17 protein-coding genes are annotated in these 21,997 nt (G+C 71.6%); 8 read left to right on the top strand and 9 right to left on the bottom strand.

Annotation, left to right across the window (positions count from 1 at the left end):
* Nucleotides 1–48 precede the first annotated feature (48 nt).
* Nucleotides 49–624, bottom strand: coding sequence for a TerD family protein (locus DGO_RS04030; protein WP_014684208.1), 576 nt, complete (start codon nucleotides 622–624; stop codon nucleotides 49–51).
* 381 nt (nucleotides 625–1,005) lie between these two features.
* Here DGO_RS04030 and DGO_RS04025 point away from each other — a divergent pair, with 381 nt between their 5' ends.
* The gene (locus DGO_RS04025) at nucleotides 1,006–2,004 is read left to right on the top strand and encodes a PIG-L deacetylase family protein (RefSeq protein ID WP_014684207.1); all 999 of its coding nucleotides are present in this window, start codon (nucleotides 1,006–1,008) and stop codon (nucleotides 2,002–2,004) included.
* Between the two features lie 16 nt (nucleotides 2,005–2,020).
* Here DGO_RS04025 and DGO_RS04020 read toward each other — a convergent pair whose 3' ends face one another.
* The 3 genes from DGO_RS04020 to DGO_RS04010 form a co-directional block, all read right to left on the bottom strand.
* Entirely contained in the window at nucleotides 2,021–2,569 is a 549-nt protein-coding gene (locus tag DGO_RS04020; RefSeq protein WP_014684206.1) for a hypothetical protein, read from the bottom strand.
* A gap of 91 nt (nucleotides 2,570–2,660) precedes the next feature.
* Complete coding sequence (locus tag DGO_RS04015; RefSeq protein WP_014684205.1) at nucleotides 2,661–3,101, bottom strand: hypothetical protein; 441 nt, start codon at nucleotides 3,099–3,101, stop codon at nucleotides 2,661–2,663.
* A 7-nt stretch (nucleotides 3,102–3,108) separates the two neighbouring features.
* Nucleotides 3,109–3,705 carry a YceI family protein gene (locus DGO_RS04010; protein ID WP_014684204.1) on the bottom strand — a complete coding sequence of 199 codons (597 nt, stop codon included), beginning with the start codon at nucleotides 3,703–3,705 and terminating at the stop codon, nucleotides 3,109–3,111.
* A gap of 156 nt (nucleotides 3,706–3,861) precedes the next feature.
* Between DGO_RS04010 and DGO_RS04005 the strand changes: the two genes are divergently transcribed.
* Both DGO_RS04005 and DGO_RS04000 read left to right on the top strand, forming a co-directional pair.
* Nucleotides 3,862–4,545 (top strand): response regulator transcription factor, encoded by a 684-nt coding sequence (locus tag DGO_RS04005; RefSeq protein ID WP_014684203.1) that lies wholly within the window; start codon nucleotides 3,862–3,864, stop codon nucleotides 4,543–4,545.
* Nucleotides 4,542–5,945 (top strand): sensor histidine kinase, encoded by a 1,404-nt coding sequence (locus tag DGO_RS04000; RefSeq protein WP_226991441.1) that lies wholly within the window; start codon nucleotides 4,542–4,544, stop codon nucleotides 5,943–5,945. The genes DGO_RS04005 and DGO_RS04000 overlap by 4 nt, the downstream gene beginning before the upstream one ends.
* On the opposite strand, the gene DGO_RS03995 is transcribed toward DGO_RS04000, so the two are convergent.
* The 3 genes from DGO_RS03995 to DGO_RS03985 form a co-directional block, all read right to left on the bottom strand.
* Entirely contained in the window at nucleotides 5,930–6,805 is an 876-nt protein-coding gene (locus DGO_RS03995) for a dTDP-4-dehydrorhamnose reductase and Glycosyl hydrolase family 1 (protein ID WP_014684201.1), read from the bottom strand. The two genes, DGO_RS04000 and DGO_RS03995, sit on opposite strands and share 16 nt — an antisense overlap.
* A gap of 366 nt (nucleotides 6,806–7,171) precedes the next feature.
* Nucleotides 7,172–9,505 (bottom strand): putative bifunctional diguanylate cyclase/phosphodiesterase, encoded by a 2,334-nt coding sequence (locus DGO_RS20970; RefSeq protein WP_169330995.1) that lies wholly within the window; start codon nucleotides 9,503–9,505, stop codon nucleotides 7,172–7,174.
* A gap of 154 nt (nucleotides 9,506–9,659) precedes the next feature.
* Nucleotides 9,660–10,796: a serine hydrolase gene (locus DGO_RS03985; protein WP_145975243.1), complete on the bottom strand. Its 1,137-nt coding sequence runs from the start codon at nucleotides 10,794–10,796 to the stop codon at nucleotides 9,660–9,662.
* A 75-nt stretch (nucleotides 10,797–10,871) separates the two neighbouring features.
* Between DGO_RS03985 and DGO_RS03980 the strand changes: the two genes are divergently transcribed.
* From DGO_RS03980 to DGO_RS03970, 3 genes are all read left to right on the top strand, one after another.
* A complete protein-coding gene (locus DGO_RS03980; protein WP_014684198.1) occupies nucleotides 10,872–11,357 on the top strand; it encodes a GNAT family N-acetyltransferase in 486 nt (161 codons plus the stop codon).
* Nucleotides 11,358–11,434: 77 nt separating this feature from the next.
* Nucleotides 11,435–13,399 carry a PAS domain-containing sensor histidine kinase gene (locus DGO_RS03975; RefSeq protein WP_014684197.1) on the top strand — a complete coding sequence of 655 codons (1,965 nt, stop codon included), beginning with the start codon at nucleotides 11,435–11,437 and terminating at the stop codon, nucleotides 13,397–13,399.
* Between the two features lie 231 nt (nucleotides 13,400–13,630).
* Nucleotides 13,631–14,926, top strand: coding sequence for an MATE family efflux transporter (locus tag DGO_RS03970; protein ID WP_014684196.1), 1,296 nt, complete (start codon nucleotides 13,631–13,633; stop codon nucleotides 14,924–14,926).
* Nucleotides 14,927–14,985: 59 nt separating this feature from the next.
* Here DGO_RS03970 and DGO_RS03965 read toward each other — a convergent pair whose 3' ends face one another.
* A complete protein-coding gene (locus DGO_RS03965) occupies nucleotides 14,986–16,584 on the bottom strand; it encodes a S8 family peptidase (RefSeq protein WP_014684195.1) in 1,599 nt (532 codons plus the stop codon).
* A 359-nt stretch (nucleotides 16,585–16,943) separates the two neighbouring features.
* Here DGO_RS03965 and DGO_RS03960 point away from each other — a divergent pair, with 359 nt between their 5' ends.
* Both DGO_RS03960 and DGO_RS03955 read left to right on the top strand, forming a co-directional pair.
* Nucleotides 16,944–18,626 carry a tetratricopeptide repeat protein gene (locus tag DGO_RS03960; RefSeq protein WP_014684194.1) on the top strand — a complete coding sequence of 561 codons (1,683 nt, stop codon included), beginning with the start codon at nucleotides 16,944–16,946 and terminating at the stop codon, nucleotides 18,624–18,626.
* 86 nt (nucleotides 18,627–18,712) lie between these two features.
* Nucleotides 18,713–19,585, top strand: coding sequence for an IclR family transcriptional regulator (locus tag DGO_RS03955; RefSeq protein WP_014684193.1), 873 nt, complete (start codon nucleotides 18,713–18,715; stop codon nucleotides 19,583–19,585).
* Between the two features lie 423 nt (nucleotides 19,586–20,008).
* On the opposite strand, the gene DGO_RS03950 is transcribed toward DGO_RS03955, so the two are convergent.
* Nucleotides 20,009–21,991, bottom strand: a complete 1,983-nt coding sequence (locus DGO_RS03950) for an alpha-amylase family glycosyl hydrolase (protein WP_083847206.1) — start codon at nucleotides 21,989–21,991, stop codon at nucleotides 20,009–20,011.
* Nucleotides 21,992–21,997: the final 6 nt, after the last annotated feature.

Here is a 21,997-nt window from a genome sequence, read left to right as displayed (position 1 = left end):
CCGGGGGGCGCCGATCTCAACCTTCCGGCCACCGCCCAGGAACCCGATTCAGACGTTGACGCCGAAGTTGCGGGCCAGCGGCGCGAGGCCGCCCGCGAAGCCCTGACCGACCGCACGGAACTTCCAGTCGCTGCCGTTGCGGTAGACCTCGCCGAAGATCATGGCGGTGTCGGTGCTGGCGTCTTCCGAGAGGTCGTAGCGCGCGATCTCGGTGCCGCCCGCCTTGTTCATCACGCGGATATAGGCCTTGGAAACCTGCCCGAAGCTCTGGCGGCGGGTGTCGGCCTCGTGGATGGTCACGCAGACGGCGATCTTGTCCACATCGGCCGGCACACGCGAGAAGTCCACGTCCACCGTCTCGTCGTCGCCCGCGCCCTGGCCGGTCGTGTTGTCGCCCTGGTGGCTGACGCTGCCGTCACTGCTGGTCTTGTTGTTGTAGAAGATGAAGTCGCTGTCGCTGCGCACGCGGCCGCTGGCCCCGAGCATGAAGACGCTGCCGTCGAGGTCGAAGGCCTGCCCGTCGGTCGCGCGCGGGTCCCAGCCCAGTCCGATCACGATGGCCGTGAGGCCGGGAGCTTCCTTGGAAAGGGATACGTTGCCGCCTTTTTGAAGTGATACTGGCATAAAGATGTCCTCCAGATGAAATGTGATCCCGAGTATAAAGTCTGCCGTCGGGGCGCACGTCCCCATCTCGATGAGGAGAAAGGCAACGTGACTGAAGGCTCGGCCGAACATTGACCGTCGGGTCAGCTCCAGACAGGAATGGGCCCGGGCGAAACCTGCGCGGCCCGTGAGCACCGGGACGCCCGGACCACCCGCAGCTGTTCGGAGCAGGAGAAACCCTGAGGACGTGCGGTCCCCATCCGGCCCTCCCCTGCCCGCCGAGGTGGACAGGGGCAAGGACAGCTGCGAACGCTCGCGGGGATACGGCGCCGCCCCGCGGCGGCCACTTTGCCCTCGTCGGCAGGAGCGGACACCCGTTGCCCTCCGCCTACACTGGGGGGAATGAGCCGCCTCAAGACCCCGTCCCGGCGTCCACTCCTCTGGATCGGCCTCGCCCTGCTGGGCGTGCTGGCCCTGGCCGCCTGGATCAACCTGCCGGTGGTAGGGCATCTTTTCGGCCGCAGCAGTGAGCGCGTCGCGGCGTTGCCGGCCGCCGCGCCCTTCCGGGCCGGACAGCGCGTCCTGATGCTCTCGCCGCATCCCGACGACGAGACGCTGTGCTGCGGCGGGATGCTCCAGCAGGCGCAGGCAGCGGGCGCGCAGGTGTACGTCGCCTGGATGACCGCCGGCGACGGCTTCGAATTCGACGCGGCCCTGACCGAACGCACCCTGCGCCCCGGCCCCGAAAACATGCGCGCACTGGGCAACACCCGCGCCGCCGAGACGCAGCGGGCCGCCGCCGCACTGGGCATTCCCGGCGACCGGACCTTCATGCTGGGCTACCCCGACGGAGGGCTGTTCCGGCTGTTCACCACGAATTTCTCGTCTCCCTACACCGCCCCCCGAACCCGCGCCGACGCCGTGTACGTGCGCGGCGCCCTGACACCCGGCGCGCCCTTCACCGGCGAGGCGCTGGAGGCCGACCTGCGGCGGGTGCTCGACCGCGTGAAACCCGACATCGTGCTCGCACCCGCGCCGCAGGACTTCCACACCGACCACCACACGCTGTCGTACATCGCGCTGCAACTCATGGCCGAGCGGCGGCAGGCCGACCGCCTGCGCTTCTGGGTGATCCACGGCGGACTGGAATGGCCGGTGCCCAAGGGCATCCACGAGACGCTGCCCCTGACCGAGCCTCCCCTGGCCGACCGCCTGCCCTGGACCCGCGTGGACCTCACCCCCGAGCAACGGGCGCGCAAGCTGGAGGCCGTGCGCGCCTACCGCACCCAGACCGAGATCGAGGCCCGCTTCATGGAGGCTTTCGTGCGGGCCAACGAACTCCTGAGTCCGCAGCCGCTGCCCGAATCCGGCTCGGGGCAGGCGGCGAGCGCCGGGGAATGAAGCGGCAAGAGGACGCTCAGCGGAAAGGGCTGGCCCAGGCTTCCGGGTCGGGCATCGTATCCCCCGACAGACGGGTCTTGAGCAGGTGGGCGAGATACAGCCGGGACAGGCCGTGCGTCAGGGCGCGGGCCGCCCCGGCCGGGTCGGTCTTCAGCGGATACACGAAGGTCTCCCGGACCACGACCCCGCCGATCTCGGCGCCGCTGACGCGCAGTTCGCCGCTGCGGGTCAGGACCAGCGGCAGGCTCAGACTGAAGTCGCTGCGCCGCAGATCGGAACCCGGCAGCTTCATGATGACCGAGAGGGTCGCGGCGACGCCCACCTCCGGTGAAGCTGGCGGCTGCGCGGCCAGGTGGGCGTCGATCTCCTGATACCCGAGCTGCGCCAGCGCCTCGACCGTCCGGCGCTGGAGTTCGGCGAGACAGCGCAGCAGCGCCTCCTCTTCCCGTTCGAGAACGGCCAGCACGCGGGCGATCTCCAGCGCGTCAGGCACCGGACCGGCAGGCGAGGTGTCGGCCGGCCGACCTCGGCGACCGGGGGCGGGGGGAAAGACAGGACCGGACATGCGGTCTCCACCATGGCAGCCTCTCCCGGCCGCCGCCTCAGGAGCAGATGAAGTTCCGTTGGGCCAACTGAGAGAAAGCCGCTGGATTTCCTTAAGGACTGCTCAAGGCGACCGCGCGCCCAGGCCCCCGGGCCCGCTGGCGCCGGGCCAGAAGCCATAGGCCCCCGAACACCAGCGCCGCCGCCGCGAAACCTGCCGCCACCGCCCACTCGATGAAGCGCACGGTCTTGAGTTGGAGGGGATAGAGGCCACGCTCCTTGAGGTAGGTGTCGCTCACGTACCTGGCTCCCTGGTCGCTGCGCCCTTCCAGGAACGCGCCCGCGTCCCGGATGATCATCTGCTGCGGCGAGCCGATGGGCGTCCCCGGACCGCTGCTGCCGAACAGCGTGCTCTCGGCGGCGCTCGCGGGCGTCACCAGCTGGACGAGCTGGGCGTCGCGGCCATACCACCAGCCGGCAACCAGCGTGATCGCCAGGGCCAGCACGCACAGCGCGGCGAGCCCCCCCAGCGGCCGGACGAAGCGGGCGAGCATCCGGCGCTCAGCCGCCGCTGCTGGCGACGAACTTGAGGCTGATCGTGAGCGTGTCGCTGACCTGCCCGCCGATGCGGCTGTTCTTCACGCCGTAGTCGCTCAGCTTGACCGGAAAACTGGTGCTCACGGCTAGGACGTTGCCCTTCAGGCCCGCCGACGCGGTGGCGGCGCTCGCCGGGGTCAGCTTGACGGTGGCGGTGCTCGTGACGCTCCTGGTCACGCCGTTCATGGTCAGGGTGCCGTTCACGGCGTACTTGTCACCGCTCACGAGCTTGACCGAGGTGGTCTTGAAGGTCACGGCCGGCGTCTTGTCGAAGTTCAGCCAGTCCGCGCTCTTCATGTGGGTGTCGCGCAGGCCGTTGCCGGTCGAGATGCTCGCGCCGTCCACACTGACGGTACCGGTGCCGGTCCTGGCAGCAGCGTCGTAGCTCAGGCTGCCGCTGACCTTGCTGGTCCGGCCGGTGAAGTTCTCGACACTGGTCTGGCTCTCGGCGGTCATCAGGTTCAGGGAGGTGGCGGCGGTGACGACGGTGTAGGTCACGGGCGCGGCGGCGGCGGCCGGCAGCGCCAGGGTCAGCAGGCCGAGCAGGATGGGTCGCTTCATGGGGTCCTCCGGGGAAGGGTGAGGGGAAAAAGGGCGGGGAGCGGCCGCGAGGCCGCCTTGCCTGGAGTCACCGTATCCAGTCCGGCTGTGCGCCGGCTGTGCGGCCCGCTTCCGCGCGCACAGGGTCCGCACAGCCTGACGTGCTATGTCCTGGGCATGACCGCCGCCCGCCCCACGCCCCGGCTCCTGATCGTGGAGGACGATCCGGGCATCCGCGACTACCTGCAGGTCGGGCTGCGCTACGAGGGCTTCGAGGTGGACACTGCGGGTACGGCGGGCGAGGGCCTGAGCCGCTTCGCGGCGGCGGGCGCGGACCTCATCATCCTGGACGTGATGCTGCCCGGCCCCGACGGCTACGCCTTCCTGCGCGACCTGCGCAGCCGGACCCCGGTGCCGGTCCTGATGCTCACGGCGCGCGACAGCGTCGAGGACCGTATCCGGGGGCTCGAAGGCGGAGCCGACGACTACCTCGTCAAGCCCTTCGCCTTCGGGGAGCTCGTGGCGCGGGTGCGCAACGTGCTGCGCCGCAGCCGCCCGGACATCGTGGAACTCGCGCGCTACGCCGACCTGGAACTCAACGGCGCCACCCGCGAGGCCTTCCGCGCCGGGCGGCGGCTGGACCTGCGCCCGACCACCTTCGACCTGCTGCTGTTCCTGACCCGCCACAGCGAGCGGGTACTGCCCAAGCAGATCATCCTGGACGCCGTGTGGGGGCGGGATTTTCTCGGCAGCGACAACGTGGTCGAGCTGTATATGGGCTACGCCCGGCGCGCGCTGGGCGATCCGCCACTGCTGCATACGCTGCGCGGCGCGGGCTACCTGCTCCAGGAGCGGCGGTGAGCGGCGTGCGGGCCGCCGGGGGCCGGCTGCGGCGCGCGGTGCTCCGGCTGCCGCTGGAGCTGCGCCTCTTTCTGGCGCTGCTGACCACCATCCTGATCCTGACGGTGAGCATGTACGGCCTGGTGCTGCTGCAGGCCCGCGACTACGCCGAGAACCAGCTGCGGCAGACCCTGACCCAGGAACTGGCGCGCCTGGGGACGCCGGGCGACGGCCTGGACGAGCGCCTGCGCACGGCCGCGCAGAGCCGCGACACCTGGGGCCTGTGGAGCGCGCCGGGCCAGGAGACGCAGTTCACGGACGGGCTGATCCGGTCCAGCCCGCCCCCCGGCGCGCTGGACCGCGCGCGCCAGGGCCTGCCGGCCGAGTACCGCACCGCCCACGCGCTGGTGGTGCTGCGCGCCGTGCCCGGCGGGGTGGTGGGCCTCGCGGCCAGCCTCGACAGCATCTCGGCCTTCGTGCTGCGCCTGTGCCGCCTGAACCTGCTCATCGCGGCGGTGCTCGTGACGGTGGCCTGCGGGGTGGGCGTCGGCCTGATCCGGCTGGGGCTGCGGCCGCTGCGGCGCATTACCGCGCAGGCCAGGGAACTGTCGGCCAGCCGGCTGCACCAGCGCCTCGCCGTGCCGGACAGCCGGGACGACGTGCGCGCGCTGGCCCAGAGCCTCAACGGGATGCTCGACCGGCTCGACCAGTCCTTCGGGGACCTGCGGGCCGAGGAAGCGCGCACCCGCGCCTTCGCGGCCGACGCCTCGCACGAACTGCGCACCCCCCTGACGGCGCTGGGCGGCTACCTGGAGGTGCTGGCCCGCGCCCCCGAGGACCGGCAGGTGCAGTGGGAACTGCTGCTCGCGGCGCGGCGCGAAGCCGACCGGGCGGGGCGGCTCGTCGAGGACCTGCTGACCCTGACGCGCCTGGATTCAGGCGAGACACTGCGCCCGGAGCCGCTGGAGGTGCGCGGCTGGCTGCACCAGCTCGCGGCGCGTGTGCAGCCCATCATGCCCGAACATCGCCTGCGGGCCGAGGTCCAGGGCCTGACGCAGCTGTGGGTGCAGGCCGACCCGCTGCGGCTGGAGCAGGCGCTGTGGAACCTGCTGCGGAACGCCGCCCGCCACGCGCCTCAGGGCTCGACCATTCTCGTCCAGGCGGTACAGGGGCTCGACACCGTGACCTTCGAGGTGCAGGACGAGGGGCCGGGATTTACCCCCGAGGGCCTGAGCCGGGGCTTCGAACGCTTCTACCGCGCCCAGCGCGACCCCAGCGGCGCGGGGCTGGGGCTCGCCATCGTGCAGAGCATCGCGCGGGCGCACGGCGGCTCGGCGGGGCTGGGCAACCGCCCCGGAGGCGGGGCCTGGGTGAGCTTCACGGCCCCCGCCTGGCCACGCGCGAGTCAGGCCCCTGCATGAGACCGCCGCCCGCTCGTCCAGAAAGCGCTCGCTCGTGACGTAGTAGTCCACGCCGATGATGTCGGGCACGCAGGGATGATCGACGAACCACCGCAGTTCCTCCTCCCCCGCCCCGGAGGCGAGCAGGTAGGCCCAGAGCGGGTGGGCCGGCCCGGCCCGACCCGCCCGCACAGCAGGTCGCAGGCGAGCCAGCGCCGCTCGTTCTGGAAGTCGGCCTCGGGCTGCATGGCCGCCGTGGCGTGGGCCCGGCCCAGGTCGTCGGTCCGGACGAGCGACGCGCCGGGCTGCACCTCGCGGACAGCGCGCATCGCCAGCACGGTGCCCCGGCACTGGTGGAGGACCATGCGCACGAAGCTCTCGTCGGTGGCGTGGTGCGGGTACCACACGCCGTACAGGCCGCTGAAGCGCGCGGTCGTCAGCGGCTCGTCGACCGGGGTGTAACTCGTGACCCAGGGGGAGCGCCGCGCCACCTGCCCGGCGTACGCGGCCAGCTTCTCGGGAAATTCGGGGTCCAGCAGGCTGGTGTAGCGCGGGCCGCTGCCGTGGTGCAGCAGCGTGACGACCGGCTCCAGCCTCAGCGGCCGGAGGCGGGCGAGCTGCCGGTCAGTCCAGCGCCAGTCGGGGGTGTCCGGGCTGCCGGGCGCGACCTGCTCCCACAGTGCCGGGTAACGGATGCGGCGCGCCCCCAGGCCGGCCAGCAGGTCGAGGTCGCCGGGACGTTCCAGATGCCCGCCCCGTTCGAGCTGGTTGAGGTAGGTGTCGCCGACGCGGTTGAAGGTACATTCGATCCCCAACCACAGCTCCAGCGGGGGGCGGCCGCCGGCAGCCGGCGTCAGGGCAGGTTCGGGTGTAGGACTCATACGGACTCCGGTCGAAGAGCGCCGCCGGACCGTCCGGGGTCAGCCGGAACGGGCCGGCCTTCCTTCGCCTCTTCGCGGCTTGGGGAAACGGGACGGCGCGGTCCCGGGGGTGCAGGCTGGAGGGCAGGAGAGATCGGCCGTCAGCGACCCTGTCCGGCGACTCCTGCCCATGAGGGGCGGGCCACCGCCGCAGTCTGGTCCACCCGCACCCGCCGAAAGGCACAGCGCCGTCAAGCCGCCCTTAAACGAAAGGGGAACCGGATGAGCACAGGGGCAAGGCGCCGTCATCAGAACCCCACGCGGGGAGGCGCCGGATATGAAATGGCGGCCGGACCGGATGGGGACACCCCCGTCCCACCGGCGGGATCAGGCGTCCGGGCGGCGGCCGGGCAGGTGGGCCAGCGCGTAGGCCGTCGCCTCGCCGGCCGGAACGGGACGGCAGAAGACGTAGCCCTGGCCGTGGCGACAGCCCAGGTCCCGGAGGGCCGCCACCTGCTCGGGCGTTTCCAGGCCTTCGGCGATCACGCGCAGGTCCAGGTGGGCGGCCAGGGTCAGCACGCTCGCCACGATGGCCCGCTGCCGCTTTCCCGCAGGCAGCGGGGCGACGAAGCTGCGGTCGAGCTTGAGGGTCCCGATGGGGTGGCGCTGCACCGCCGCGAGCGAGGCGTAGCCCGTGCCGAAGTCGTCGAGCGACAGGGGCACGCCGAGCTGCGCCAGGGCGCGCAGGTGGGCCCCCGCCTCGGGCGTGTCGATGAGGGTGCTCTCGGTGACCTCGAGTTCCAGGCCCGGCGGAAAGTCGAAGGCGAGCAGGCGCTCGTCCGGCTGGGCCGGGGCCAGAAGCTGCTTGCCGCTGACATTCACGGCCAGACTCAGGTGGGCGAGTTCGGGCCGCGCGCGCCACTCCCGCAGCTGACGCGCGCCCTCTTGCAGCACCCAGGCCCCCAGCGCCCCGATCAGGCCCGAGGCCTCGGCCACACCGATGAAGTCGCCGGGAAACAGCAGGCCCCGGACCGGGTGCTGCCAGCGCACCAGCGCCTCAAAGCCGGTGCAGCTGCCGTCGTCCAGGCAGATCACGGGCTGGTAGTGCAGCCGCAGCTGGTCGCCGGCGACCGCCTCGCGCAGCTCTCGTTCGGTGGTCAGCCGCCGCACCACCGACTCGTGCATGCTCTGGTCGAACAGCTGCGCCCCGTTCTTGCCCGCCTGTTTGGCGCGGTACATGGCGGTGTCGGCGTCGCGCAGCGGCTCCTCGACGCCGGTGTAGGCGGAATCGGCCAGCGCGGCGCCGATGGACAGCGTCACCTCGACCTCGTGGCCGGAAAGCCGCACGGGCCGGCGCATCTCGCGGGTGATCCTGGCGATGACCCGCATGACCTGGGTCGCGTCGCAGGGATTGTCGAGCAGCACGGCGAACTCGTCGCCGCCCAGGCGGGCCACGGCGTCTGTCTGGCGCACGGCCTGCTGGAGCCGGGCCGCCACTTCCAGCAGCAGGTGGTCTCCGACGATGTGCCCGTAGGCGTCGTTCACGTCCTTGAAGTTGTCGAGGTCGATGAACAGGACCGCATATGCGCACTCGGGCTGCCGCCGGAAGCGCGCCATGCGGTGTTCGAGCAGGCTATAGAGCAGGGCGCGGTTGGCGAGGCCGGTCAGGCGGTCGTGCAGCGCGTCGTGCCGCAGCCGCTGCTCGGTGAGCTTGCGCTCGGTCACGTCGTGCATGGCGACCACCGCGCCGAGCGGCTCGCCCGAGGGCGTGTAGAGCGGGCCGCCCGACGACAGCACGGTCAGGGGCGGGCGGTGGTCGGAAGAGATCACGATCTCCTGATCCTTGACCGCCGCGCCCCGCAGCGCCCGCAGCAGCGGAATCTGCTCTCCATGCAGGGGCGTGACGCCGTCGGGACCGAAAAGGCGGTACTTGCCGCTCCAGTGGTCGGCCAGCACGGCCTCGGGGCCCTGGCCGTGCCACTCGCGGGCCATGCGGTTGAACAGGGTGATCCGGCCCTCGGCGTCGCAGGCCACGATGCCGTCCTGCACGTTTTCGAGGACGGATTCGAGAAAGGCGCGCGCCACCCCGACCTCGTGCAGGGTGCGCAGGCGCTCGGTGATGTCGCGGCCCTCCATGACGATCATCTGCGGCTCTCCCCGCTCGGAGAAGATGGGGGTCAGGCTCAGGTCCACGTGGGCCTGCGTGCCGTCCGCCCCGAGGACGGAGAGGTCCTGGCGCGCGAACTCGCCCGACATCGCCTGCGTGAGGGCGCGCCTCAACAGGCCCACGTTCTCGGCCGAGACCTTCCACCAGGGGGCGTCGACGCAGGGCTTGCCGAGCACCTGCACGCGCCGGACCCCCGTGAAGGCCAGCAGGGTCTCGTTGGCGTCGAGCAGCACGCCGCTGGGCAGCAGCATGCCCTGGAACTCGAAGGTCCGGTCGTACACGTCGCGCAGGCGGTCGCGGTCGCGCAGCAGTTCGCGCCAGCGGGCGTGGTCCGCCACGACCACCCGCAGGGCCTGAATCGCCTCGGGGGGCGCGCCGGGCATCCCCACGAGCCACACGTCGGCCGTGACCCCCGCGAACAGGCGCAGGGCGTCCGGCGAGGGGGCCCGGGGGCCATCTCGATCCGCGCGTCCGGGTACCCGTAGGCGCGCAGCAGCGGCGCGGCCAGGTGCATCAGGTCGGGCAGGTGCGCAGGCGGCGGCCTCATGAGACACATTGTGCTCCACCGGCAGGCACAAAAAGCTTTCTTCAGGAGGTGCCATGCCGCCTACATCCTGGGCCGGCATGGCCCTGGAGGGCGTCATGGCTGAGGTTCCCGGCCCGGTCGCCGGTCCGTGGCCCGTGGACCTCGGGGGCGTGCCCGGGCCGTCAGGGCAGGGGGCGGCCCCGCTGCGCGCGCAGGGTCAGCAGGTTCTGCTCGATCCACAGCACCACGGGGCGAATCTGCTTTTCCATCTCCTCGGCGTCGGTCGTCACGCTGCCGTCGTTGAGGTAGGTGTACGCGAAACGGCGGCCGTCCCCGGTTTCGACGTAGCCGGTCAGGGTCAGGATGCCCCAGCCGCTGCCCGCCTTCGCCGCCCAGTAGGTCGCGTCCAGCTTGGGCGTCTTGGGACGGCAGCAGCCCGTCGCCAGGATGTCGCGGAAGACCGTGCGCGTCGCGGGTTTCAGGGCCGCGCCGGGCAGCGTCCGGGCCATCAGGTCGGTGTAGGCCCGCGCGGTGCTGGTGTTCTGGACCGCGAGCTCCAGGTCGGCCGCGTAGGTGGGGCCGTGGAAATACAGGTCCAGTTGCCGCTCGACCTCCGGCCCGGTGACCTTCTGCGCGGCCGCGATCAGGGCCCTGGCGGTCAGCAGGCGCTGGTCGAAGGGCTGCGCGCCGTACGCACGCAGGCCGGCCACCGGGTCCGGCGTCAGGACCGCCGGCAGCAGGCCCGCCTGCGCGGCCCACCAGGCCTTGGTGGTCAGCAGCAGCGAGGTACAGGGGCTCTGCCGGCGCACCTCGCGGGCCAGGCGCTCCGGCCCGGCGGCGAGGTGCAGGAGGTCCGAGGCCGTGTTGTCGCTGAGGTAGATCGCCCGCTTCGCCAGCACCTGCACGCTGTTGCTGCCCGCCGGATACCCCTCGATGCTGCGGTTGGCGGCGGTGGTCGTGAGCAGCGTGTTCAGCCGCAGCCGCCCCGCATCCACCTCCTGCAACGCCGCCTGCACGACGAGCGGCTTGAAGCTGCTGGCCAGGGGCTGCACGTCGTCGGGGCGGCCCAGGGCGAGGGCGCGCAGGGTCTGGTGGGTCCGGGGGTCGTACTCGGCCGCGTAGAAATTCACGCGGCCCGTGACCCCGGCCGGAAGCGCGAGTCCGGTGGGCATGGGGGCGCTGGAGGAGGCCGGCGCCGACAGGCAGGACGGCCCTCCCCCGGCCCAGGCCGGAGTGGGGAGGACCGGAGCGGCGGCACCCGCCACGGTTGCCGCCTGCACGGCGGAGCAGACGAGAAGGGCGCGGACAGTGGACATCATGGACCCCCAGGATAGGGGGACGGCGGCCGGGCAGATGGGGCACGGTCCGCACGCCGCAGCGGGCACACTGACCTCATGGACATCCGACGGGCGCAGCCGGACGACTTTCCGTACCTGAAACCGATGCTGCTGGACATGGGCTTCGTGGACCACCCCGCCGCGCTGGAAACGCGGTTCGCCCACTTCTGCGCCGACCCGTTCCATCACCTGTTCGTGGCGCTGCGGGCAGAAGAGCGGCTCGGCTACGCGGCGGTACACGACTACGGCCCCCACCTGCGCTCGGGCGACCGGCACCGGACGGCGAAGCTCGACGACCTCTATACGCGGCCGGACGCGCGGCGACAGGGGGTGGGACGCGCCCTGATGCGCGGCGTGGAGGCCTGGGCGCAGACCGCGCCCGTCCGCTACGTCTTCTGGTACGCCAACCAGCGGGAGGCGGGACCGGCGTACCGGGCGATGGGCTACGCCGCCCAGCCGTCCGGACAGGAGGGCTACGACTTTTTCGAGATCGACCTGGGGAATCCGGACCTGCGCCTGCCCCACGCGCTGCGGGGGTCCTGAGGGCCGGAACGCCGGCACGGGCAGGCGCACGGCCACTTACACATCGCCCGCGCCGGCGGCGTACTACACTGCGCGGCATGTCGCTGGTGCCGGGAGCCACTCCCCTGTCGGAATCGGGCCTGTCGGAATCGGAGCAGTCGCGCCTGCTGGACGCCCTGTCGCTGCCGGTCTGGGTGGCCGACCGGGAGGGCCGGCTGCTGTACGGCAACCGGGCCTGGCAGGCGGCCGCAGGTCCGGAGGCGACACCGGGCACGCCGTTCGTGCAGGCCCTCCACCCCGACGACCGTGCCGGGCTGTTGCGGCTCTGGGGCGCCGAGGAACACGGCGCGCCGCCCCTTCAGCACACGGGCCGGCTGCGCCGCGCCGACGGCAGCTACGCCACCTGCCGTTTCGAGGTTCAGCCGCTGTCCCGCCTGCCCGGCGAAGCTCCGGCCTGGATGGGCCATGCCGCCGAACTGGGCGCGCCGCTCCGGGAGACGCCGCCCTCCACCCCGACCGAGGCCCAGCGGCGGCTGCGCGAGTTGCAGGAACGCCACCATTTTTCCATGCAGGCGGCCAGCGACGTGATCTGGGACTGTCAGCTGCGCAGCGGCCACATCGTCTGGAACGCGGCGCTCGAGACCCTATTCGGCCACCCCTTCACGGAGACGACCGAGGCGTGGTGGCGTGGGCAGGTGCACCCCGAGGACCGCGCGCGCGTGGAGGACAGCCTGCGGGCCATCCAGGACAGCAACGACGCCACCTGGGAGGCGGAGTACCGTTTTCGCCGCGCCGACGGCCAGTACGCGGACGTGCTCGACCGCGCCTTCGTGCTGCGGGACGCCGGAGGCCTCTCGGTCCGCATGATCGGCGCCATGCAGGACCTGACCGAGCGCAAGGCGGCCGAGGCGCGGCTGCGTGACCAGGAGGCCCACCTGCGGCTGGCGACCCGGTCGGCCGACGTCGGCATCTGGGACTACGACCCGGTCGGGAACGTGCTGCGCTGGGACGCGCGGACCAAGGCGCTGTTCGGCCTCGCGCCGGACGCGGACGTGACCTACCAGGAGTCTTTCGTGCTGGGCCTGCATCCCGACGACCGCGCCGCGACCGAGGCGGCGGTGGCGCTGGCCCTGGCCCCGGACGGCCCGGCGGCCTACGACATCGAATACCGGACCATCGGCCACGGCGACGGCGTGGTGCGCTGGGTGGACGCGCGGGGCCGGGCCTTTTTCGACCAGGGCGTGGCGGTGCGCTTCATCGGCACGGTGCTCGACATCACCGAGCGCAAACACACCGAGGAGGAACTGCGGCTCCTGAACGCGGCCCTGGAACAGCGCGTCCAGGAGCGCACGGCCGAGCTGCTGCGCACGAACGCCGAGCTGCGCCGCAGCAACATGGAGCTGGAACGCTTCGCCTACATCACCTCGCATGACCTCCAGGAGCCGCTGCGTACGGTGGCGAGCTTCGTGAACCTGCTGGAGCTGCGCTACGGCCACCTGTTCGACGACCGCGCGCGGCTGTACATCGGCATGGCCCTCAAGGGCACCGAGCGCATGAAGGTGCTGGTCGAGGACGTGCTGACCTTTTCCCGCATGAGCGGCAGCCGTCCGGCGGCGCAGGCGATCCGGGCCGGCATTCCGCTTCAGGAGGCCCTCGACCGGCTCGGGCAGCGCCTCACCGAGACGGGCGCGCAGGTCAGCTTCGGGGACCTGCCGACGGTGCGGGGCGACGGCCCGCAGCTGGCCCAGCTGTTCCAGAACCTGATCGGCAACGCCCTGAAATTCGTGGCTCCAGGCACCGCCCCCCGCGTGCAGGTCGCGGCGACGCGCGAGGACGGCATGTGGCATTTCACGGTGGCCGACAACGGCATCGGCATCGAGCCGGAATACCTCCAGCACGTCTTCGAACTGTTCAAGCGCCTGCACACGCGCGACCACTACGAGGGCACCGGCCTGGGCCTGAGCATCTGTCAGAAGATCGTCGAGCAGCAGGGCGGGCAGATCTGGGTCAAGTCGCAGCTCGGCCAGGGCAGCACCTTCCATTTCACCCTGCCTGCCGGGTAGAGCCGCCCCCCGACTCGGGTGCCAGACGGTGGTGGCCGCGCCGCCGGGCCTCGGGAGGGGGTTCGCGCACGGGCGCGGCTGGGGGCCTCTGATATGGCCCGTCAACCCGCTCCCTGCTCCTTCCCGACCCCGCGAAAGTCCCGGCCACGAATCCTGGCTACACTCCTCGGCGTGACCGTCTCGCATATAGCCCGGACCGAACTGGGCGCCCTCCTCCGGCTGGCCGGTCCGGTGGTTCTCTCGCAGTTCGCCTCCAATGCCCTGTCGCTGATCGCCACGGCGGTGATCGGCCGCCTGGGCACCGCCGAACTGGCCGCCGCCGCGTACGCCAACGCCGCGTATTACCTGGTGTTCATCATGCTGACCGGGGTCATGCTCTCGGTCGCGCCGAGGGTCGCCCAGGCACACGGGGCCGGGCAGCCGGAAGGCGTGGCCCGCGCCCTGCACGGTGGCCTGCGGCTGGCGCTGCTGCTCACGGCGGTGGCCCTGCCGCTGATGTGGGGGGTCGCCGCCCTGCTGCCACACGTGGCCCCGGCGGGCATCCGCGCCGACCTGGCCGCCGACTTCCTGCGGGTGTACTCGCTGGGCATGCTGCCCACCCTGGCCTTCACCGCGCTGCGGGGCAGCTTCGAGGGCACCGGCCGGCCACGGGTCGTCACGGGCATCGCCTTCGGGGGCCTGCTGTGGGCAGCGCTGCTCAGCCCCTCGCTGGCCTTCGGGTGGGGGCCACTGCCCCGCTGGGGGCTGCTCGGGGCCGCCGCCGCCAGCGCCTCGGCGGCGTGGGTGATGGCCCTGGCGCTGTGGCCCCTGGCGCTGCGGCACGTCGGCCGGGCCGACCTGCGCGGGACCGGCCGCGAGGTCCGCGCGCTGTTCGGGCTGGGCTGGCCCATCGGCCTGACACTGGGGGCCGAGGGCGGCATGTTCACCGTGACCACCCTGCTGATGGCCCGGTTCGGCCCGGACATCCTCGCCGCGCACAACGTCACCCTTCAGGCGATCACGGCCATCTTCATGATTCCGCTGGGCATCGCCTCGGCCACCGGGGTCCGGGTCGGCCACGCCGCCGGGGCCGGACACTGGGCGGGCGCGCGCCGGGCCGGGCTGCTGGGGCTGGGGCTGGCGACCGCCGTCATGCTCGGCTTCGCGGCGCTGGAACTGCTGGCCCCGCGCGTGGTCCTGGGGGTCTTCGTGAATGTGCGCGACCCGCAGAACGCGCAGCTGCTCGCCACCGCCACCCTCTTCCTGAGCATCGCCGCACTGTTCCAGACGGTGGACGGCCTCCAGGTGACCTCCAACGGCGCCCTGCGCGGCCTACAGGACACCCGCGTTCCGCTGTACGTCTCGCTGGTCGCGTACTGGGTCGTCGGGCTGGGCCTGGGCAGTCTGCTGGCCTTCGGGCTGGGGGTGGGGGCGCGCGGGCTGTGGTTCGGCCTGACGGCGGGCCTGATCTTCGCGGCCGCCGCGCTCGTCTGGCGCTTCCTGACCCTCACGGCGCGCCGCAGCGGAGCCGGGACACCGCCCGTGTAGGCCGCGAGAGGGGGGCCGGCACCATCTGGCGTGCCGGCCCCCCTCTCGCGGCCTCCGGCTTACTTGCTTTCGGTCAGGGTGTAGCTGCCGCTGCCCGAGTAGGCGTAGATTCCCCAGATGTAGGTGCCGGCCGCCGCCGTGTAGGTGACGCCCTCCGTGCTGGTGCTGCCGTCACTCTGGGCGACGACGCTCCAGGCGCCGTTCTGGTACCGGTAGAGGTAGAGGTCGAAGTCCGTGCCCGCTGGCCCGCTCAGGGACGCCTTGAGGGTGCCGCCCGCGTAGTTGAAGCCGGTGGTGTTGGGCTGGTAGCTGTTCTGGCCTGCCGCGACGGAACCGGTGTAGGTCTGGGTGTTCGGCGTGGGGGCCGGGTCCGTGGTGCCGCCGCCGGGATTCGTGAAGAGCAGGCGGTCCACGCTGCCGCCGAGGTTCGACAACTTGCCGGTCGTCGCGCTGTTCAGCAGCGCCGCGCGGATCTGGTCGGGGGTATAGCTGGGGTTGGCCGCCAGGATGAGGGCCGCCGCGCCCGCCACGTGCGGGGTCGCCATGGAGGTGCCGTTCCAGGTGGCGCCGCTGACGGCCGTGTCGCCGGTGCTCAGCGTGCTGGTGATGCCGGTGCCGGGCGCGAAGAGGTCCACGCAACTGCCGTAGTTGCTGCCCAGGGGACTGCCCGCCTGCGTGTAGCCCCAGTCGTTGGGATCGGCGCGCCGGTCGCTCCTGGTCGTGGCCCCCACGGTCAAGGCCTTCTCGGCGCTGGCCGGGGACACGTTGCAGGCGTCCTGATTCTCGTTGCCGGCGGCGACGGCGATGAACAGGCCCTTGTTGACGGCAGTGTTCACCGCGTCGTTCGAGGCCTGATCGCGCCCGCCCCCGAGGCTCATGTTGGCGATGGCCGTGGCGCTGCCCTTGTTGCTCACCGCCCAGTTGATGCCGGCGATGATGCCGCTGTTGGAGCCCGAGCCGTTGCAGCCGAGCACCTTGACCGCCACGAGTTTCACGCTCTTGGCGACGCCGTAGGTGCTGCTGCCCACCGTGCCGGCCACGTGGGTGCCGTGCCCGCCGCAGTCCGTGTTGTTGCCGTCGCCCGTCTGGTTGGTGCCCCAGGTGGCGCGCCCGCCGAATTCCTGGTGCGTGATGCGGATCCCGGTGTCGATGATGTAGACCTTCACGTTACTGGCGGCCGTGTCATAGACGTAGCTGCCGTTGAGGGGCAGGCTGCGCTGGTCGATGCGGTCCAGGCCCCAGACCGCGCCGGACTGCGTGGCGCTCGCCCGGACCACGCTGTCCTGCTGGACATACTTCACGCGCCTGTCCGCCTGAAGTTTGGCGAGGTTCTGGGCACTGAGCCGGGCCGCGAAGCCGTTCAGGGCGGCGGCGTAGATGTGCTGCACCGTGATGCCCTGCGGATCGAGGCCCAGGCGACCGATCAGGCCGCCGGCACTCTGGGCCGCGAGGTCGGGCATCGCTCCGTCGCTGAACACGACGATGTACTGGCCGGCGATGGCGTCGGGATTGCTGGCACCCAGCAGCGGCGCCTGCGTGCGGGCAGCGGCGGTGGGCAGCCCGGTGCCCGGGGCGGCCTGAGCGGTGGGGGACTGCTCCCCACAGGCGGCGAGAAGAAGAGTGAGACCCAGGGTCGCGGCAGTGACACGTACGTTCATGGCTTCCTCCAGAAAACGATCCGTTGAGCGAACAGGCGGCCGCCGTGTGTGCTGAGAGGATCTGACGTTGTGGTGACGTTCCGAAGTGTACGAATCATCCACAGCCCAGAGGAAAAATGTCTAGACAGATTAGAGATATCTACCCAATAAGTTTTACTCAGCAAAATAAATGGTGGTCTACTCAGGGTGCTCCACCCCCCTCGCCAGACCAGGCGTCTCGCATGACCGGCCCGGCAGATTTGAAACGGGGCTCCCCGGGTGTTAGCGTCGGGCCTCTCCCCCCTCAACGGCAGCCCGCCTGATCAGGTGCCTGCCTCCCGCACGTCCGGCCTACGACTCCCTCTCCCACGGCAGGTTTTATGTTGACTGAGGTCACGCAACTCCGGTCCAAGCTCGAAACCTCCCCGGCTGGCGACCGGGCGACGCTGCTGCTCGAACTGGCGCACCAGCTGTGGAATGTGGACGCCCACGAGGGATTGGCCGTGGCCGACGAGGCCGAGGGGCTGCTCTGCCCGGAGCGCGATCCGGGGGCCTGGGCCACGCTGTCGGTCACCCGGTCGCTGCTGCTGGGGCGTGTGGGCCGGTACGCACAGGCCCTGGAGCGGCTCGACGCCCTCCAGCCGACACTTCAGGGGCTGGGCGACACGGCGCTGCTCTCCAAGAGCTGGAACGCGCGCGGCATCGTGCTCTCGAACCTGGGGCGTTTTCCGGAGGCGTTGCAGTGCTTCCTGGCGAGCGAGGGCATCTGCGAGGACGCCCGCAACCACTGGATGCTCTGCGCGGTCCTGAACAACCTGGGGGTGGCCTACGACCGGATGGGCCGCCACGACGAGGCCTTCGGCTATTTCCAGCGTTCCCTGAGGCTCAGCGTCGCCATCGGCCGTGAGGACACCCACACGCAGACCCTGGACAACCTGGGCAACAACCGCCGGCACCTCGGGCTGTGGCGCGACGCGCTGGCCTACCAGACGGAGGCGCTGGAGCTGTCGCGGGCGTCCGGCAACGCCTACAGCGTCCTGATCTCGACGACGAACATGGCCGAGTGCCTGGGCGCCCAGGGCGAGCGGGAGCGGGCCGAGCACCTGTTCACCGAGGCGGCGGCCCTGGCGCGGTCGCTGGAGGACGCCGAACATCTGGTCGATCTGCTCGGGGCCCATGCCCAGCTGTGCCGCCAGTGGGGCCAGGAGGAGCGGGCCGCGTCCATGCTGCGCGAGGCGATCGGCCTCAGCGGGCGCATGGGCGGATACCACTGCGAGCTGACCGACCGGCTCCACCTCGCCCAGGTGCTGCTGGACGCGGACCCTGTGGAGGCGGCCGGGCAGTTGCGGGCCGCGCTGGCCCTGCCCGACCACGCCGGCACCCGCGCGGCGCGCGCAGAAGTCTACCGGCACCTCGCGGAGCTCGCGCGCCCCGGCGACCCCCGGCAGGCCGGACACTACGAGGCCCAGCGCCGGCAGCTGGAAGACGCGGCCCGCACCCAGGAGGAGGCGTGGCGGCTGGCCGTCCCGCAGGCCGAGGACCATGTCGCCTCCTGGCGGGAGGCGGCGGCGCGCCGGGGTGTGGCCCTTCACCTCACCCCGTTTCGTCCGCTGGACGCTTCCCCTGCCCGGTCGCCCCGCACGGCCGGCAGCCGGGAGGAGGTGGCCAGGGCGCTGGCGGAGCACTTCGAGGGTGCGCGGCGGCGCTTCGAGGACCTGGCCGTCCTGGCGGTCACCGTCCAGAGCGCAGGCAACACGCCGGAGCAGGCACGCCGCCGCATGGAGGAGTGGATCGCGCGGCAGGTGCCCGGCGCGGTCCGGCTCGGGGACACCGCGCCGCTCATCACGGTCTTCGCCCTGCCGCAGACCCCGCCGCAGGAGGCGTCCCGTCTGGCCCAGGCCGCCGCCCACGACCGGCCGGACCTCGGGCTGAGCGTGGGCTGCTGCACCACGACGGCCTGGGCCCAGGCCGAGGACATGCTNCGGGCCGCCGAGCGGCTGCTGGAGCAGGCCGTCGGCCTGGGGGGCAGCCGCGCCGTCGCCACCGCCTCCCCACCGAACTAGGTCACCCCGGCGCGGCGAAACCTCTACACTTCCGTACGCAGCCCGCTCTCCCGCCCGGTTCTCCCTCCCGCGAGGCCCCCGTCCAGATGAAACTCCCCCCGACCGATCGGCAAGAAGACGCGGCCCTGCCCACCCTGGAGCGGCCACTGCATCTGCTGACCTTTTTTACGGCCAAACAGCCGGTCTGGACCCTGTCCGGCCTGGCGCGGGCCAGCGGCCTGCCGACCGCGAGCTGCCTGCGGGCCATCCGGGTGCTGGAGAAATACCAGTTTCTGCGCCGCGACCACATGGAATACCGTCTGGGCGCGCAACTGCTGCGCCTGAGTGCCCAGGTCCAGGCCGCCTCGCCCGCCCGGCGACTCGCCTCCGTGCATCTGGACCAGCTGCGCCGCGCCACCGGGTGCCCGGTGAGCTGGTCCGTGCTGGAGGGCACGGAGGCGCTGACACTCGACGTGCTGGGCACCGGAACGGATCCGGTACCGGACGAGGGAACGGCCGGCCTGCCGCTGGACCTCACGCGGGGGGCTGTGGCCCAGGTGCTGCTGGCCTTCGCGTCCCTGGACCTGCGCCGGGCAGTCCTCGGCCCCCTGACGGCCGGCCCCCTCCCGGACCAGCCCCACCGGGAGGTGCTCGACGGCCTGACCCGCAAGACCTGGCTGGCCCTGGACCCCCGCACGGCCGGCAGCAGCGCCGAGCTGGCCGCACCGGTCTTTCAGGGCAACGGGGCGCTGGCCGCCGCCATCGGCCTGCGGGCGGCGGTGCCCAGTTCGCGGGCGCGGCTGGAACACGAGCTCCACCTCCTGAGCCAGACGGCCGCGAAGGTGTCGCGCGAGCTGGGCTACGTGCGCGAGTGGCACGGGGACCCGGCCTTTCTCCTCCAGATGCTGGAGGGATTGGGCCTGCTCACCCTGACCGGGGCCGCCGCCGTCGGCAGCGACCTCATCAACTATCCGGCCTAGGCCGACTCTGGCTGAACCCGGGTGAGGTGGAGCCAGGTGGCGACGACGGCGCCGGAGTCGAGGCCCACCGAGTTGGTGCTCTGGCCCATCAGTCAGCGGGTCCGCCGGTCCCTGGCCGCCTGGCCCATCGGTCACCGCACCGCCCCGTTCTGCTCGTCGGACGACTCCGCCACCCGCGCCAAATCCCGGTCCAGCGCCAGCCGCGTCAGGTCCTTCGACCCGATCGAGCCCCCGTCGAAAGCGCATTCTTTCGCCCTACAGGCCGCGCGGCCGGGCGTCTCGCCGGGCTGCCCCGAGTGCTGCGTCTTTCGGGAGAGGTGCTTTTTCGGCCGTCAGCTCTTTCTGACCGGCACCGCCGACTGGACGGGGGGCGGGGGCAGACCTTCCTGCCGGTGGGGCCGCCCCCTCTTGACCGCCCCCCGCTTACTGCCAGCTGCCCCCGCTGTAGGTCGCCGTTCCGCTGGACGGCGACGTGTAGGTGCGGTTGTTGCCCCCCTCCCAGGTCACGGCCGCGCCGCTGTCGCCCGGCTTCTTGATGAATTTGAAGGCGGTGGCCACGCTGGGCGGCAGGCTCACGGTGGCCTTCCAGGTGCACACCGTACCCGAGCAGGCGCTGCTGGTCATGGGGACGGCGCTGTCCGTATTCCACGCCCCCAGTTCGCTGCGGTCCCCGACGAGGTAGAGGTTCTGCCCGTAGCTCGTGCTGGCGCTGACCTGATAGGTGACGCTGACCGTGCTGCCGCCCCCGCCCGACGACGTGCCCGCGCGGTAGACGGCCATGCGGCCCGCCCCGAGCGTGACCGGCAGCTTGCCGCCCGAGACGGTCGCGCTCGCGGGCGCGCCGGCCCCCAGCAGGTCGCTGAAGACGGTGCCGTTGCCCAGCGCCGACTTGTCGGAGGTGCTGATGCCCGCGTTGCCCTGGAGGTCGAGCGATACGCTGGCCGAGCTGGCCGAGCTGTTCATCACCACGACCACGCGGCTCGTGCCGCTGCCCCGGTAGAAGGCGAAGACGTTCTGGCCGCCGTTCGGCCGCCACAGCTCGGCGTAGTTGCCCTTCCACAGCGCCTCGTTGCCCTTGCGCAGCCCGATCAGTTTCTTGGTCAGGTCGTAGGTGGTCTTGGGGGTGCCGCCGCCCGCCAGGAAGTTAGTCTGGGCACTGCTGCGGCCCGTGTCCGTCCAGGCCCAGGAGGGCATGTCGCGCCGGTTGTCGGGGTCGCTGCCGCCGTACATGCCCAGCTCGTTGCCGTAATACAGCTGCGGAATGCCCGGCAGGGTCATCAGGGCGCCCAGCGCGAGGCCGTAACGCGTGCGGATCTCGCTCTCGGCCACGCCCGAGCCCGGCTCGTTCACGAACCGGGGCACGTCGTGGTTGTCGAGCAGGTTGGTCTGGAGCAGGGTGCGGTCCAGCCCCAGGGTGCCCAGCGTGTCCTGCATTCCAGCGGCGAGGCGGTCGAGGCTGCCCCCCTTGCCCAGCGAGTCCACGAGGGCCTGGCGCAGCGGGAAGTTGAAGGTCGAGTCGAAGCCCGCGTCCAGGAAGGGCTTGAGCTGCGAGGCGCTGCCGCTCAGGAAGGCCTCGCCCAGCAGGAAGGTGTTGGGCCGCGCGGCCAGGACGCCGGGCACCCAGGAGTTCTGCCAGTAGCTGTTGGGCACGTGCTTGACCGTATCCATGCGGATGGCGTCGATGGCGTAGGCCGAGGTCCAGCTCTTGCTGAGGTTGGTCAGGTAGGCGGCGACCGCGCTGTCCTCCTGCCGGAAGTCGGGCAGCCCGGCGAGGGGGCAGTTGATCTCGTCGCCCGAGCAGTTGCTGTGGAACCAGCCCGGCTGCTGCGACACCACGCGCGCGCCGTAGCCGGCGTGGTTGACCACCATGTCCATGATGTATTTCTGGCCCCCGGCCTTCAGGTCGCTGATGAGGCCGCTGAGGTCGCTGCCCGTGCCGAATTTGGGCTCGACGGCCGTGTCGTCCGGCGAGGAATAGTCGGGCCAGTAGCCGTGGTACCCGCAGGAGTTGCCGTTGACGAGGCCCACCTGCTTGTAGACGGGGGTGGTCCAGACCGCCGTGGCGCCCAGGTCGCGGATATAGGGCAGTTTCTGGCGCAGGCCCGCGAGGTCGCCGCCGTGGAACTTGGTGGGGCTGGCCGGGTCGTAGCAGTTGGCCTGGCCCAGATTGTCGTTGCCGGTATTGCCGTTGGAGAACCGGTCGGGCAGGACGAGGTAGATGACCTGCTGACGCCAGGCGTCGATGTTGCTGCCGCTGATGGCCTGCGGAGCGAGGGCGGCGCTGCTGGACACGCCTGCCGGGGCCGGAGCGGAGGCCGGTCCGGGCACCGAGGTCTGGGAACACCCGGCGAGCAGGGCCGAGGAAAGCAACGTGAGACGAAGGCCGACGGAAGACAGACGTGGCATGACAGA

This window comes from Deinococcus gobiensis I-0 (assembly GCF_000252445.1).
Taxonomy (GTDB): Bacteria; Deinococcota; Deinococci; order Deinococcales; family Deinococcaceae; genus Deinococcus; species Deinococcus gobiensis.
The sequence above is the reverse complement of the archived record's forward strand: the minus strand, read 5'-3'. Positions and strand labels throughout refer to the sequence as shown.